Annotated in this window: 12 protein-coding genes; 7 read left to right on the forward strand and 5 right to left on the reverse strand. The window is 41.3% G+C overall.

Features of this window, described 5'->3' with window-relative positions; all coding sequences use genetic code 11:
* Positions 1–83: 83 nt before the first annotated feature.
* The 5 genes from clpX to D0T57_RS12780 all read right to left on the reverse strand — a co-directional run bounded on the left by clpX (position 84) and on the right by D0T57_RS12780 (position 7,371).
* Positions 84–1,325, reverse strand: a complete 1,242-nt coding sequence (gene clpX / locus D0T57_RS12760; RefSeq protein WP_163273878.1) for an ATP-dependent Clp protease ATP-binding subunit ClpX — start codon at positions 1,323–1,325, stop codon at positions 84–86.
* Positions 1,326–1,405: 80 nt separating this feature from the next.
* Positions 1,406–2,074, reverse strand: coding sequence for an ATP-dependent Clp endopeptidase proteolytic subunit ClpP (clpP, locus tag D0T57_RS12765; RefSeq protein ID WP_163273879.1), 669 nt, complete (start codon positions 2,072–2,074; stop codon positions 1,406–1,408).
* Positions 2,075–2,290: 216 nt separating this feature from the next.
* Positions 2,291–3,682, reverse strand: coding sequence for a trigger factor (gene tig / locus D0T57_RS12770; RefSeq protein ID WP_163273880.1), 1,392 nt, complete (start codon positions 3,680–3,682; stop codon positions 2,291–2,293).
* A 272-nt stretch (positions 3,683–3,954) separates the two neighbouring features.
* On the reverse strand, positions 3,955–4,860 hold the full coding sequence (locus D0T57_RS12775; protein WP_163273881.1) for a glycosyltransferase family 2 protein: 906 nt from the start codon (positions 4,858–4,860) through the stop codon (positions 3,955–3,957).
* Positions 4,861–7,371: a YfhO family protein gene (locus D0T57_RS12780; RefSeq protein WP_163273882.1), complete on the reverse strand. Its 2,511-nt coding sequence runs from the start codon at positions 7,369–7,371 to the stop codon at positions 4,861–4,863.
* Between the two features lie 383 nt (positions 7,372–7,754).
* Here D0T57_RS12780 and D0T57_RS12785 point away from each other — a divergent pair, with 383 nt between their 5' ends.
* From D0T57_RS12785 to D0T57_RS12815, 7 genes are all read left to right on the forward strand, one after another.
* Positions 7,755–9,239, forward strand: a complete 1,485-nt coding sequence (locus tag D0T57_RS12785) for a DUF3943 domain-containing protein (protein WP_163273883.1) — start codon at positions 7,755–7,757, stop codon at positions 9,237–9,239.
* A 7-nt stretch (positions 9,240–9,246) separates the two neighbouring features.
* On the forward strand, positions 9,247–9,669 hold the full coding sequence (locus tag D0T57_RS12790; RefSeq protein WP_163273884.1) for a GNAT family N-acetyltransferase: 423 nt from the start codon (positions 9,247–9,249) through the stop codon (positions 9,667–9,669).
* Between the two features lie 96 nt (positions 9,670–9,765).
* Positions 9,766–10,773: a 2-hydroxyacid dehydrogenase gene (locus D0T57_RS12795; protein WP_163273885.1), complete on the forward strand. Its 1,008-nt coding sequence runs from the start codon at positions 9,766–9,768 to the stop codon at positions 10,771–10,773.
* A 21-nt stretch (positions 10,774–10,794) separates the two neighbouring features.
* Complete coding sequence (locus tag D0T57_RS12800; RefSeq protein WP_163273886.1) at positions 10,795–11,892, forward strand: N-acetylmuramoyl-L-alanine amidase; 1,098 nt, start codon at positions 10,795–10,797, stop codon at positions 11,890–11,892.
* A 40-nt stretch (positions 11,893–11,932) separates the two neighbouring features.
* Positions 11,933–12,814, forward strand: coding sequence for an MlaD family protein (locus D0T57_RS12805; protein WP_163273887.1), 882 nt, complete (start codon positions 11,933–11,935; stop codon positions 12,812–12,814).
* A gap of 335 nt (positions 12,815–13,149) precedes the next feature.
* Positions 13,150–14,556 (forward strand): chromosomal replication initiator protein DnaA, encoded by a 1,407-nt coding sequence (dnaA, locus tag D0T57_RS12810; RefSeq protein WP_163273888.1) that lies wholly within the window; start codon positions 13,150–13,152, stop codon positions 14,554–14,556.
* A gap of 242 nt (positions 14,557–14,798) precedes the next feature.
* The gene (locus D0T57_RS12815) at positions 14,799–15,956 is read left to right on the forward strand and encodes an IS1634 family transposase (protein ID WP_163273889.1); all 1,158 of its coding nucleotides are present in this window, start codon (positions 14,799–14,801) and stop codon (positions 15,954–15,956) included.
* Positions 15,957–16,297 lie beyond the last annotated feature (341 nt).

A 16,297-nucleotide genomic window follows, 5' to 3' on the forward strand; every position in this document is an offset into this window, starting at 1 on the left:
ATAGGCTATTGTTATTACGAAGATAGAATGCTAAGTTTAAAACTGCAACTTAAAATAGACTATTTTTTTATAAAAAAGTGCTTTTAGTGTGAATTTTTTAGTTTTATCACCTGTGATTTTTCCAGTTGATCGGTTGCATAGTCTTTAGTTATGTGTAATTTTTTCTTTTTTGTAGAAGGTATGTTGAACATAGCGTCCATCATTATGGTTTCTACAATGGAACGCAGTCCTCTGGCTCCTAGTTTGTATTCTATAGCTTTGTCTACAATGTATTCAAAGACGTCTTCGTCGAAAGTAAGTTCAACTTCATCCATCTGGAAGAGCTTTACATATTGCTTGATAATCGAGTTTTTAGGCTCGGTAAGTATCCTGCGCAAAGCACTTCTGTCCAGTGAGTCGAGGTAGGTAAGTATCGGCAAACGGCCTATTATTTCGGGTATCAGCCCAAAAGCTTTCAAATCTTGCGGCGCTACATATTGCAACAGGTTTTCGCGGTCTACTATTGCATTGTTTTTGGTCGAAGCATAACCAACTACCATTGTATTGAGGCGTTGTGCTATTTTACGCTCGATGCCGTCGAATGCACCTCCGCAAATGAATAGTATGTTGCGTGTGTCTACTGCTATCATCTTTTGATCGGGGTGCTTGCGTCCTCCTTGTGGTGGTACGTTTACTATCGACCCTTCGAGTAGTTTGAGCAAGCCTTGTTGTACACCTTCGCCGCTTACATCGCGGGTGATGGAAGGATTGTCGCTCTTGCGGGCTATTTTATCTATTTCGTCAATAAATACGATTCCTCTTTCGGCCGATGCTACATCGTAGTCCGATGCTTGGAGCAGGCGGGTAAGTATACTTTCTATATCTTCTCCTACATATCCGGCTTCGGTGAGTACGGTGGCGTCTACAATGGCAAATGGTACGTGGAGTAGTTTTGCAATCGTGCGTGCCAGCAGGGTTTTACCTGTTCCGGTAGGCCCTACCATGATGATGTTCGATTTTTCTATCTCTATATCATCGTCTTTGCCTTGCAGTATTCTTTTGTAATGGTTGTACACGGCTACGGCAAGATAGCGTTTTGCATTATCTTGTCCGATGATGTATCCGTCGAGATATTCTTTTATTTTTTGAGGCGAGGGCAGGGTCGATTTTTCTATGCCCAGTTCCGATTGTTTTTTTGCTTCAAAATTTTCTTTTACAATCAGATAAGCTTGTTCGGCGCAGCTGTCGCAGATTTCTGCCGAAACGCCTGTAATAAGCATGTTTACCTCTTGGCTGCTGCGTCCGCAAAAACTGCAGTGAGTAGTGTCGTTGTTTTTTTTACCCATTGTTAATTTAGTACGTGTCAGATAAACAGTGCGGGTAAGCAAGGTTATCCCCCGTTTACCCGTTTGTTTCTTTGTGTATTTTATTTAGTCCTGATCAAAACGTCGTCTATCATGCCATATTCTTTGGCCTCTCCCGAAGTCATCCAGTAGTCGCGGTCGGAATCTTTTTCAACCTTGTCTATTGGCTGCCCCGAATGGTCGGAAATGATAGTGTAGAGTTCTTTTTTGATTTTACCGATCTCGCGTGCTGTGATTTCTATGTCGGATGCTTGTCCTTGTGCGCCGCCCAATGGTTGGTGGATCATTACGCGTGAGTGCTTAAGGGCGAAGCGTTTTCCTTTTTCGCCGGCTACGAGCAATACGGCAGCCATAGAGGCTGCAATACCGGTACAGATGGTAGATACGTCGCTGTTTATAAACTGCATGGTGTCGTAGATGCCATATCCTGCATAAACTGAACCACCTGGTGAGTTGATATAGATGGAAATATCTTTGCCCGAATCGGCAGAATCGAGATAAAGCAGCTGTGCCTGAATAACGTTTGCTGTGTAATCGTCTACCTGAGTGCCTAGGAATATGATCCTGTCCATCATCAGGCGCGAGAAAACGTCCATCTGTGCAACATTCAGTTGGCGTTCTTCGATAATTGTAGGCGATATGTAGCTGCTGGTGATATCTATATATTTGTCTAAAGCCAGCCCGTTAAGTCCCAGGTGCTTGGTTGCGTATTTCCTAAAATCATTGTTCATATAAATTCCTTTTTAAGTTGATAAATGTAGTTTTCTTAACTTAACAAACAATTATCGTGCCATTAGGGTTTACAAAAAAAGAGGCTTTCGTACGAGCCTCATATCTTCAAACAAAGTTATAAATAAAAAACTGAATAACGGAAATGTTTCGTTGTAAAAAGATAAAGGGCAAACAATGATTTCTCTTTTGTCTGCCCTTTTCTCGTCTTTTATAGTTTATGCTTCTTTTTCTTCTCCTGCCTTTTCTTCTTCTTTTTCGAAGAACTTGCGGAATTCGTCCAATGAAATTACTTTTTCGTCAAGCCCTAGTTTGCCTTTAAGTGCGTCGATGATTTTATTTTCCATTGCGCGGTCGAGCAGGTTGCGGGCATTGTCTTGGTTTTTCAACATATCGTTGGCATAGTTTTCTACCATTTCGTCAGGTAGGTTCATCATGCCATATTGTGCAAATTGTGCGCGTGCTGCCTGCATAGCTATTGTTTTCATATCCTCGTTTTCTATCTTGAGGTCGAAGTCTTTGGCTATTTGTTCTTTTATCAGATGGAATTTGAGGTCGGCAATAATTTTAGGGTAGTCTTTTTCAAGTGATTCTGCTGTTCTTTCCTCTCCTGTGGTAAGCAACCATCTTTTAAGGAAGGCATCAGGGAATTGCAGGTCTCCTGCTTTTTTCTCAAGCAGTTCTTTTGCATCGAGCAGGAATTTGTAGTCGCTGTCGGGGGCGAATTGGTCAGCAATTATTTCTTTTACTTTTTCTGTAAATTCTTCTACACTTTTTACATTTCCTTCACCAAATACTTTGTCAAATAATTCCTGGTCGAGGTCTGCTTCTTTGTAGCGGGTGATCTCTGTTATCTCGAAGCTGAATTCAGCCGGGATAGTTTCCACCTGGTCTTTTTGTATGTGAAGTAGTGATGCTATTTCAGTTTCGTTTCCTTCATAGGCTTTGCCCGGATTGAAGGTAATATTGTCGCCAGCTTTCGAGCCTACGAATTTAGCTTGCTCTTCGGCATCTTTCATGTACGAAGGCATTACGATACCTGCTTCTACATTGATACCGTCTTCTTTTACTTTGCCGTCTTCCAGTTCGCGGATAACGCCTCTGATAAGGTCGGTTTCTTTAGCTCCTTCTTCTATCTTATCGTATTTGCCGTAGTTGGCTTTATATTGCTCTATTTGTTTGGTAACAAGCTCTTCGTTTACGTCTATCTTGTAGTATTTTATTTTGTCTTTTTTAGTCAACGACAATTTGATTTCAGGTGCAAGTGCGATATCGAAGAAGAAGTCGTAGTCGCCTTCGGTTGCAAAATCTATAGGCTGTTGCTTTTCTTCGTTCGGAAGCGGTTCGCCAAGTACGTTAAGTTTATTTTCTTGTATGTATTTATATAAGCCTTCTCCGACAATCTTATTGATTTCCTCAGCCATAATGGATTTGCCATACATTTTCTTTACCATTCCTACAGGTACGGTTCCCGGACGGAATCCCGGAACATTGGCTTTTTTGCGGAAAGTTTTTAGTGCATTGCTCAGTTTTTCCTGATAGTCTTCTTTAGCTACGTTTATTTGTATGATAGCATTTACGCTGTCTACGTTTGTCAGAGATACATTCATCTTAACGTTCTTATTTTTAGTTATTTTCCTAATTTATTTCATCCGAAACATACAGAAAAGAAAGGATATAATAATGTACCCTTTCTTTTTGGTGGTGCAAAAATACTTTTATTATTGCAATAATCAAAAAGAAATAGGATAATTTGTTGCCGCAGCTGCGTAAGTTGTCGGTACAAAAGAGCCTGTAACCGACTGTTTTATCTCTCGCATATGTGTGTTAATCAACAAAAAGTTACTGATAGATTTTTTTCGAGATGCAGTGTATCCGTTTTTTATTTGCCGAGTAATCCTTTGGTTACATACCACCTGAATTGCAGTAGTTTCCAACCTTTGGCGGGTGAAAGAAGAAAACAATATCCTATAAACAAGACAAAAGAGCCGATCCATTTTTTTAGTTCAGAGAATATCCGTTGCCGGAATGCTTTTTGCGAAACGGCTTTTGTGCGTATGCGTTCGCTTTTTCCGATGGAATAAGTTAGTTCCTTGAAATGGGCAATCGTTAGTTTCTTTTCGGGTATATAGTGATAAATACCCATTTGTGGCAGATAATAAAAAGTTTCATTTCCGCGGGTAAGCCTGTCGTAGAGGTCTTTTTCTTCTGCCCCTATCAGTCCTGTGCCTTTCCTGCCCAGCTCCACGTTGAAAAGCCCGTATTTATCAAAAACCTGCTTGCGGAAAGCTGAGTTTCCCCCTCCGGGATATTTGCCGTTTTTGAAGGATTTCATTACTTCTCCTTCGTACAAAGCTCCGCCTAAAAGCTGCTCGGTATAGTGCGAGAGCCATTTGGGTTTTTCTACTTCATAAACAGGCTTGATAGGGCCTCCGCAAGCGCTTACATTGGGATGGGCGAGGAAGAAGGATTTTATTGACGGTAAATAATGCCAGTAAACGGTCGCATCATCGTCTACAAAGACGAGGATATCGCCCCGGCTTTCCTTCACTCCCCTGTTGCGTGCATACGAAAGCCCCTGGTTGGTTTCTACGAAATAATGAAATTCAACCTGAGGAAAATCGTTCTGGAATTTATGGCAAAGCTCTTCTGTATTGTCTGTACTGTTGTTGTTGATCAATACTATTTCGTATTCATCGTATGGGAAATCCTGTCCGGCAATGCTTTTTAATGCATTGTAAATATATTTCTCCCTGTTGTATGTACAGAAAATAACAGATAGCTTCATTTATTCAGTTTCTTTTTTTCTGAAACTCCATATTATCATACCTATCAGCATCAGTATCATCAATCCTGATGATGCTGTCGCCACATTACGGCTGAGTTGGTAGGCTTTAGGCTCGAACTTGAATACGATTTCATGTTCTCCGGCAGGCACAACCATCGCCCGCAGTGTCCAGTCGGCACGGAAATGTGGGGCTTCTTTACCATCTATATACGCCTGCCATCCATCCGAGAAGTATATTTCGGAGAAAACGGCGATTTGTTCTTTTGCTGTTTTCGACTTATAAGCTACAACATTCGGTTTGTAAGAAGTCATTTCTATTGCAGCGGTAGAATCGGGTTGTATAGTCCGCCCCTCGATGTCGTCAGCAAAGCGGTTGTCTATTACTGCTGTTTTTTTCAAGTCGATATTCCTGTCGTTTATAGCGGCTATTTCTTCATCGGCATTGTTTACCATCTTAATATCCGATACACACCACGCGTTGCCAAAAGCATAAGGATTGACAAGTGGAGCCTGCTCGGGGCTATATACAATGTATTTAGCATTCAGCATGTTCAGTCCATCTGTAGTGGCAAATGAGGCCATAATAGTGTCTATGTTTTGCGAACGGAACGAACCAATCACAGTCATAATATCTTTATCGAGCTTGTGTTCGATAAGTTCCTGGTAGCGTTTGAGTTTAGCAGCATGGTAACCTCCCACAGACTTATGAAAATATGAAGTGTTGCTTTCGTTGAACGGATTGTTCAGGTTCAGCACCCTGTACGATGGATGCTTATCCTCTAGTATAATCTTATCGGCAGTAGAAGGGCTGAATGTTTCGGCCTTGTAAGTCGATTTGCTTACAAAACGCGAATCGTTCAGGTATCGTTTGTCTACACTCCAAAGGTCGGCAAGTACCAATACTACGATGATGGCAGAAGCATATAAAGCCATTTTTCCGGCTTCTATTTTCGATTTTAATGAGAATAGGAGTACTCCTCCCGCTAACAAGATGAAGATAAGAGAGCGGAAAGCATCTGACGAGAGCAGGTCTTTGCGGTCGGCTACCAGTGCCTTGTAATACCAATCCGGCGTATCTGCTTTCCATGCCTGGTCGGCATCGGCTACAAAGTTGAAGAAAAAGCCCGGGGCAATCCAGAAGAAGAGGCAAATGCCACCTGCGATGCCCAATGATATATACAACGCTTTTTTTAGTTTCTTTGCATCCATTTCTTTCGATAAAAATTCTTTGAGACCCAGTAGGGCAATCATAAGCATAGATAATGCAGGAATGACTAATGCCATAGATACTGTCCTGAATTTATTATATAGAGGGAAATGGTAGAAGAACAGGCTGTTGAACCAGTCCATGTTTTTCCCCCACGAAAGGAATATGAATAATATAGTAGCGCCCAGCAACCACCATTTTATATTGCTGCGGATAACAATCATACCCAGAATGAAGAGGAAACATATCACAGCTCCGAAATATACAGGGCCGGAGGTTACAGGTTGGTCGCCCCAGTAGGTATATGTTTGTACACCCTTAGGATCGACTTGCGCGCCGTACTTAACTAATTCTTTATATAAATGTGACTCTCTGTCGAGTGTTCCTCCTGATGCACCTCCATACACATTGGGTATCATCAGGGTGAGGGTTTCGGCTTTGCCGTAACTCCAGGCAAAGGCATAATCCTTATCCAGTCCCGACGATTGCTTTTCGCTGGCCGAAGGGGTGGACAGTTCCGATTTTCCACGGGTGCTTTCACGCGCCATTTCCAGATTGGCATATATATTTCCCGTATTGCACGCAGCAGCCAATACTAGGGCTGTAACCATTGCTGCCGAAGCTTTTAATAAGGTCTTTATATCTTTTTCCCTGAGTTTATCTATAGCATATTTTATAAATAAGATAGCGCAAAAAAGTCCTGTGTAATATGTGATCTGAAGGTGATTGTTTTTTATCTGCAATGCAAGCCCTAGAGCGACAAGGAAACCTGCCAGCAGGATTTTATTCTTGAACAATGTCATTATTCCGCCTACTATCAGAGGCAAATAAGCTAATGTCCATGCTTTAGTGATGTGGCCGGCATCGAGTATAATTATATTGTAGGATGACAAGGAATAGCCTATAGCGCCCAGAATGGATACAACGGGCGAAAATCCCATGATGCAGAACAATATATATGCCATCAGCATACCGACAAAAACAGGGCCGCCGGAGTCACCGCCAAATATTCTTAAAGGAATTTCTAAATAGTTGAGGAAATTGGGTGATCCTCCCGGAATGCCTATCTGGTAGGCCGGCATTCCCGAAAACATAGAGCCTGTCCATGCAGAAGATTCGCCTTCGTTTTTATAATATTCCTGCAACTCTTGCGCTGCTCCCTTATATTGCACTACATCGTGTTGGCGGATTACTTTTCCGTCTAATACCGGGCTGAAATAGATGAGGGTGATGGCAATGAATACAACGAGTGCAATTGCATGGGGCAATAACTGTTTGATCAGAGACTGTTCCTTTTTTATCATTATTGTTGTTTTATATGTTTCTTATTACGATTCAAATTTAAGGATAGGCTTCCTGCTTGCATGCTTTCAATAAGGAAACTATCGAGGCACAAATGTACAAAATAGTTAAGAGCCTGTTTGAATTTTAGCGAAAGTTTTTATGCGGCTTCTATGGTGCTGTTTGAATTTTGTAGCAAAGGATGTTAATTCAATTTGTTTTTTTATAAACTTTTCTTAAACCTGCGGGGAGATCTGCCCGAAAATTTGCAAATATTGTATAAAGCAATGTTAATAAGATTATCTTTGCGCTCTCATTTTTTATGAACAGCGGCTATTGATTACAAATAGATATTGTATTTTGTTGACAATATTTCCGCCATTACAGATAACAAACAAAGTAAAAGATGTTGAAAAAAATACTTCTCATACTTATATTATTTTTAGCAGGTTTGTCATCCTCCGTTTTTGCTCAATTTGCCATACGGTACCAGGTGGTGCCTCCCAAGCCTGCCGATTCGCTGGATATTGCATATTATTCGCCGAAGAAAGGTTTGGCTGCGGCGACACAGATATTCTCCCTCAATATGGGATTGTGGGCATTCAACAGGTATGTAGCCGACCAGCATTATGCTTACATCAATATACATACCATAAAGAAAAACCTGAAACACAAATGGGTGTGGGACAACGACGACATGGGTAATAATATGTTCCTGCATCCTTATCATGGCAACCTGTATTTCAATTCGGCGCGATCGAGAGGGTACAATTTCTGGGAGTCGGGACTCTTCACTCTTGGGGGGAGTGCCATGTGGGAATTGTTTATGGAAAATGAATATCCATCGGTAAATGATATCATAGCAACTCCGATAGGCGGATTGGCACTGGGGGAAGTCTTCTATAGGACGTCTGATCTGGTTCTCGACGACAGGCAGACGGGGGCGAACCGCTTCGGCCGCGAACTTGCCGGATTTGTTATTTCGCCCATGCGTGGGCTTACCCGTATATTAAACGGAGATGCGTGGAAAACAAGGGCGACAAGAGGTAAGCAGTTTGGGATACCCGACGTCAGTGTCGAAGTGTCTGCCGGAGTGCGTGCATTGGAGTTTAAAGGCGAAATTCTGGATAAAGGTCTGGGGGCGGCAGTAGATATAAATATCGAGTATGGAGACAGGTTTGCCGCTAATAGCGAGAAGCCATACGATTTCTTTACTTTCAAGAGTAACCTCAACGTGCAAGGTTCGCAGCCGTTGCTGAGCCAGTTGAATATTGTAGGGCGGCTGTTTGTTACCGACCTGATAGATACCGAAAAAGATTTCCTTAGCTTAGGCTTCTACCAGCATTTCGACTATTACGATTCGGATACCATATCGGATGTGTCGAAAAGGATACCGTATAAATTCTGTACTCCCGCATCGGCAGGGGTCGGACTGATATACCAGAGCAACCGTACGAAAAGTTTCAACTTCGATGCCTTTATCCATGCCAACCTCGTTTTTTTGGGAGGCTCTCTTAGCGACCATTATGTAGTGGATATGCGTAACTACAACCTTGCAAGCGGATTCAGCAGTAAGGCCGGATTCAACCTTTCGTTTAAAAACAGAGTGAGCATATCGGGCAATTACGAAGTTTACCGTATGTACACATGGAAAGGCTATCCCCGGGATATCGACTGGGAGAATATAAATGTGCATGAATTTGACTATCAGGGCGACCGTTCGCAGGCTATACTTCATGCTGTTAGCTTGAGGAGCGATCTGAAACTTAAAGATCACCTGTTCCTTACAGGAGTTGTATACAATTACACCCGCGATACCAATTATAAATATTTTGAAGACGTTTTCTCGCAAACATATGAGGGGCGTTTGATGTTAACTTATAAGTTTTGAACGTAAAATGATAATATCGGAAGTTTTGTACGACGATGTGCTGGCACTGCGCCAACGGGTGATGTATCCGGATAAGGATATAGATTTTGTGAAGCTGGACGATGATGACCGGGGACTGCATATCGGAGTGTTCGAAAATGGAGAACCTGTTTCCGTTATGTCTATATTCCTGCATGGGCGCGAGGTGCAATTCCGCAAGCTGGCTACCCTGGGCGATATGCAGGGGCGGGGATATGCCTCGGCTTTGATGAAATGGCTTATCGAATATGCAACGGATATGCAGTTCGACCGGCTGTGGTGCAATGCGCGTGTAGATGCCTGTGGTTTTTATGAAAAATTCGGATATAAAAAGACCAGAGAAAGTTTTTCGAAAAACGGTATCGACTATGTGATTATGGAACGCCGATTTGGAGACATAAAGTCTGCTTAAGCGGTAAGTAGTTGAGGATTTTTATTGAGAATAAAGGTTATTTTGATTACTTTTGCAAACAGGTTATTATAGGTTTAAAGATTGTTTAATAAGATTATGGGATATAAAATAGCGGTCTTCGACGCAAAGCCGTACGATATGGCTACCTTCGATAAGGTGAACGAAGAATATAATTGCGAACTGACATATTATAAGGAACATCTCGACAAAAACAATGTATTGCTTGCCAGCGGAGCCGATGCTGTTTGCATCTTTGTGAATGCAAAGGTAGATGCCGAAGTGGTAGACAAGCTTCATGCTTATGGCGTAAAGTTGATAGCCCTCCGTTGTGCAGGGTTCAATAATGTAGATATTGCGGCAGCAGCCAAGAAGGGGATAAAGGTGGTACGCGTTCCCGACTATTCGCCCCATGCCATTGCCGAACATACTCTGGCACTTATGCTTAGCCTTAACCGGAAAATACACCGGGCATTCCTACGCACACGCGATGGTAATTTTTCCCTTATCGGTTTTCAGGGATTCGATATGTATGGGAAAACCGTAGGGGTAATAGGTACAGGGAAAATAGGCAAGGTCGCCGTAGGCCTTTTCAAAGGCTTGGGCATGAATGTGCTTGCTTACGACTTATATCCGGACAATAAATGGGCTGAGGCTACAGGTGTAAAATATGTGGCTTTAGACGAACTGTATGCAAATTCGGATATTATCACCCTGCACTGCCCGCTAACCAAAGAAACCGAATACATTATCCGCGACGAATCTATTGCGAAAATGAAAGAGGGCGTGATGATAATAAATACCGGCCGTGGAAAACTGATACATACCAAGCACCTGATAGATGGGCTGGTTTGTAAAAAAGTAGGATATGCCGGATTGGACGTTTACGAAGAAGAAGGCAACTATTTCTACGAAGACCACTCGGACAGTGTAATGACCGACGATGTGCTTGCTCGCCTTCTGTCGTTCAATAATGTAATCGTTACATCGCATCAGGCATTCTTTACGCAGGAAGCAATGTCGAATATCGCGCATACTACTATGGATAATATCCAGGATTTCTTTGCCGGTAAGGAATTGAAAAACGAAGTAGTATATAACGCTTAATAAACGATCATCATAAGCTCAATGAAAAAGTTTCTCTTTCTTTTATTCAGCCTGTGGTTGGCCTGTGGTTTAGCCATAGCCGGCGAACAGCCATTTACTATTGTGATAGATGCAGGGCATGGAGGGAAAGACGGAGGTGCTGCCCGGGGACGGTATGAAGAAAAAAATATCAACCTTGCAGTAGCTCTCGCTTTGGGCGAAATGATAGAGAAAAACCTGAAAGATGTAAAAGTAATATATACACGAAAAAAAGATGTCTTTGTAGCACTCAGCAAGCGGGCCCAGATAGCAAATAAGGCTAAAGCCAGTCTTTTTATCTCCATACATGCCAATGCTACGAAGAAAACAAGTATTACCGCTTCGGGCGCAGAGACCTATATACTGGGAGGGGACGATAGTGACGAAAGCCTTGAGGTGGCCAAGAAAGAAAACTCGGTAATCTTGCTCGAAGACGATCATACTACAACTTACGAGGGATTTGACCCCGAGTCTACAGAGTCGTACATCCTGTTCGGCTTAATGACCAATATCCATATGAAGCAAAGCCTGAGGCTGGCAGAGCTTCTTCAATCCGACTTTAAGAAAGTAGCCAAACGTAACGACAGGGGGGTGAAGCAAGCCGGACTACTCGTGTTGCGCAGGACTAGTATGCCCGGTGTTTTGGTCGAATTGGGTTACATAAATAATCCACAGGAGGCGAAATTCCTTAATTCCAAACAGGGGCAGCAATTATTGGCTTCGGCTATATATTCCGGGTTGAAGAAATATAAAGAAGAATATGACCGCAAGGATAGTGGTTTCTCATATACTCCATCTTCGGCAAAAGTATCCGAAACCTCTCCATCTTCGGCAAGCATTGGTGTTGCCAGAACAGATGCGACATCAGCCCGGATTGAATATCGGGTGCAATTCCTGACCTCGTCGAAAGTACTGCCAGATAATTCACGTCAGTTTAAAGGACTGTCGCCGGTATCGTATTACAAGGAGGGCGGTATGGTAAAATATACTTATGGATCGGCAACAAATCCGGAAGAGATAGAAAAAACAAAAAAGATGGTGAAAACTAAATTTAAAGACGCTTTTGTAGTCACTTTTAAAGACGGGTTGCGGATAAAATAGAATTATAATAACGATAATAATAACACACAACTAAAATATTATGGGAATTTCGAAAGAGGTAAAAATAGGAGTTGCATTCATAATCGCAATTTTTCTGCTGTATTATGGAATCAGCTTCCTGAAAGGGGTTAATATATTCAAAGCATCAAATACATATACTGTGTTGTTCGACGATGTGTCGGGTTTGTCTCAGTCGGCACCGGTAACACTCAATGGATTTCAGGTAGGCTTGGTTTCGTCTATGCATCTCGACGAGAAGACAAACAAAGTCATCGTATTGTTGAACATGGATAAAGGAGTAAAAATACCTAAAGGAACGAAAGTGTCGCTCGATGTATCCATACTTGGTTCGGCTACCATCTTGTTCGAACTGAATCCTTATACACAGGAGTATTATACAAGTTCGGATACAATAATAGGGATAAAGAAAAAAGGGATGATGGATGCAGCAGATAAAATGCTTCCTCAGGTAGAGAACCTGATACCCAAACTAGACTCGATATTGACAGGGGTACAAAACCTGGTGAATAATCCAGCATTGACGGAAACAATGATTAACGTAAACCAGATAACAGGGGATATTGCAAGGTCTACCCGGCAGCTTAATGCTATGATGGCAGCCCTGAACAAAGACGTGCCTCAAATAACAGGCAATTTGAACCAGATGTCGTCAGACCTTAGCGGAGTATCGAAACAATTGACCCAGATGGATATTAGTGCGACTTTCAATTCTATCGACTCCACGATGAAAAACCTGAATACACTATCCAATCAAATAAACTCGAAAGAAGGCTCGTTGGGCTTGCTCATCAATGATACCAGTTTGCACGATAGCCTCAATAGCGTATTGAATAATGCTTCTACGCTACTCGAAGACATCCGGAAGAATCCTTCCCGTTACATAAACGTAAAAGTATTCTAAATTGTTCTTATCTGGAATCATTATAAATAAAAGTTTTTTTGAAGATTGTCATAAAGGGGTGAGTTAAATAGGCTTCGCAGGCAAAGCTCAAGAAAAAGACAAATGAGAGTTTTGGCTCTGAAATCGGTTTATGTGTTTGTTTTGCAGATTGTTATGAGTGGTATATGCCAGTGGTGTTGGTAATTCCTCATAAGTGATTGAAATTAAAACAGATATTTTTATTCTTAGAGAACCAAATAAAACAGCATTTTTTTTTACTGAATTTAATTCTGAAATTTACACTACGAAATCACAGGATTAATAATCATATTTTTTAATAAAATAAGCAATAAAGAATGGAACCTTCTTCTACTAAAGATTTATGGGCAAGCTGTCTGAGAGTAATACAGGATAATATACCTGAAGCTGCTTTTAAGACGTGGTTCCTGCCAATAGTACCTTTATCGTACGAAGACAAGGTTTTCACCATACAAGTGCCGAGCCAATTCTTTTACGAATATCTGGAAGATAAGTTTGTAGACTTGTTAAAGACCACACTTCATAGGGAGATAGGTAAAGATACGATATTGCAATACCGTATATTGATGGAAAACACTACCAATACAGTAGTGGATTACAGAGGAGATGCCAAGTCGATGCCTAAGGCAGAAAAGATTGCATCGAAAGTTCCGTCCAAAATACCAAGTCCGTTCCAGAAAGTTGTAGCTGATGATTTCGATTCGCAATTAAACCTGAAATATACATTCGATAACTTCTTCGAAGGTGAGAGCAATAAACTGGCGCGTACTGCCGGCGATGCTATTACCCTCAATCCGGGAAAGACAGCATTCAATCCGTTTTTTGTGCACGGGACATCGGGTGTTGGCAAAACTCACTTGTGCCATGCTATCGGAACCCGTATAAAAGAGCTTTATCCTGAAAAACGGGTATTGTATGTATCGGCTCACTTGTTCAAGGTTCAATATGCTGATGCCGGACGATATAATACGACGAATGACTTCATCAATTTCTATCAGGGTATAGATGTCCTTATCATCGACGACATACACGAACTGGCAGGAATAGAAAAGACGCAAAATACGCTTTTCCATATATTCAACCATTTGCACCAGAATAATAAACAGCTGATACTGACGTCAGACAAGTCTCCTTCGGAATTGCAGGGAGTAGAAGAGCGTTTGCTAACTAGGTTCAGATGGGGATTGACTTCGAAAATAGAGCATCCGGACAAAGGGCTTCGCCTGCAAATACTGCGAAACAAGATATTGCACGACGGGCTTTCAATACCCGAAGACGTAGTAGACTATATAGCCGAAAACGTAACCGATAATGCCCGCGATCTGGAAGGTATCATTGTTTCCATTATGGCACATTCGCTGGTCTATAATAAAGATATAGATTTGCCATTGGCAAAAAGAGTGATAGGGCAGGCTATAAAGAAGATGGAAGCGAAGAAAATCACGGTTGAAGTGATAGAATCTGCCGTTTGTGAGTTTTATGACGTAAAACCCGAACTCATTCATACAGCTTCGCGTAAACGCCAGATAGTGCAGGCTAGGCAAATTACTATGTATCTGTCGAAGAGTTATACCGAAATGTCCCTTGCTCAGATAGGAGCATTGATAGGGAAGAAAAACCATGCTACAGTATTACATGCCTGTAGGATAGTAAAGGAGCAAATGGAAGTAGACAAAGTTTTCAGAGATGAAATCGCCGAAATAGAGAAAAAGCTGAAAGGGTAACCTTTTAGCTTTTTTAGTCTCATCGGCTGTGGAATTATATTTTGTTCCCCTGTTTTGAACACTTTCCATTCTTTAATTTGTTAAATCATTGATTATTTGTATTATATCTTAATTTCTGCGCCATTTTTGGGTGACCCGTCTTCTTTTTTTGCTACATTTGAGCAATGTTTATCCGAGAGAAGCAAAACAAAAGTGGCAGTATTAGCCTCCAGGTTCTCTAAAAAGTTGGACGTAGTAATAAATTGCTCAAGACGATAGGTTGTAGTTCAGATCCTCAAGTTCTTATTCGATTAAAAGAAGAAGCCCGTAGCTGGATACAAACTCAATTCGGTATGCAAGAGCCAGATTTTACTCTTGGATGTCTGCAAGCCGAGTCTGTATTGAGTAATATTGACGGATTGCAACTGGCTGGTATTGAGTTGGTATTAGGTCGTTTATTTGACACCATTGGCTTTAATCAGATCCCGGATTTATTATTTCGCCAATTAATATTGTCCCGATTGTGTTATCCTGTCAGTAAGTTAAAAACAACGGATTATCTACGCCGCTACTATCACCTGTTTATTGACGTACATCAGATATACCGTTATTTAGACAAGCTTCACAAAACACAAAAGCAGCAGGTGCAACAAATCAGTTACGCGCATACTCTTAAAGTTTTGTTGGGTGATATATCCATTGTATTCTACGATGTCACCACGATTTATTTTGAGATGGATGATGAAGATGATTTAAGAAAGACGGGATTTTCTAAGGAAGGCTGTCTTCAGAATCCACAAATCATTCTTGGTTTATTAGTTAGTTTGGGTGGTTATCCATTAGCTTATGAGATATTTGATGGGAAGAAGTTTGAAGGACATACCATGCTTCCTGTTTTGAACCACTTTAAAGAACAATATAAGTTAGATAAACTGGTTGTAGTTGCGAATTCGGGACTAATCTCTCAGACCAACAAAGAATTACTGGTGCAATCAGGCTATGAATATATCCTTGGTGCCAGAATAAAGAATGAATCGTCCGCCATCAGGCAAGCCATATTATCCTTATCGATGGCAGATGGAGAGCTTAAGCTGATAAACAAGCCGGAAAGGAACCGGTTGATTATTGGCTATTCCACTAACCGGGCAAAAAAGGACAAAGCAAACAGGGAGCGTGGTTTGGCTAAGTTGGAAAAGAGAATACAATCCGGCAAACTCACCAAATCCAGTATTAACAACCGGGGATACAACAAATATCTGAAGTTAGACGGACAAATACAAGTAAGTATTGATCGAGATAAATTCAATCAAGACAGTAAATGGGATGGATTAAAAGGGTATGAAACAAACTCAAAATTGCCCAAAGAAGAAATACTGGCTAACTACAACCACCAGTGGCGTATCGAAAAGCATTTAGAGTAGCCAAACATGACTTAAAGATACGACCTATATTCCATCGCAATAAAAAGCGAATAGAAGCTCACATATGCATTACATTCGCTGCATACATGGTATACAAAGAGTTGGAAAGGGTTTAAAAAAAAGGGATCCCTTTTAAGTCCGGAGAAGGTCATAGAGATAGCAGAAACAATATTTGCTGTTAGCATAAAAGTGCCAGCAACCGGAGAGATATTAGAGTTTATATCGATTAAATTGTTATTTACTTTCATTAGTGTCCACTAAAAATTCGCAATCGTTCTTTGAAACATTTGAAATATAGTTAGTTATAGGGGTTTTTCGTGCGAACGGATTTCAATTTTCAT

The sequence above is a fragment of the Dysgonomonas sp. 511 genome (assembly GCF_010501105.1).
In the GTDB taxonomy this organism is placed as follows: domain Bacteria; phylum Bacteroidota; class Bacteroidia; order Bacteroidales; family Dysgonomonadaceae; genus Dysgonomonas.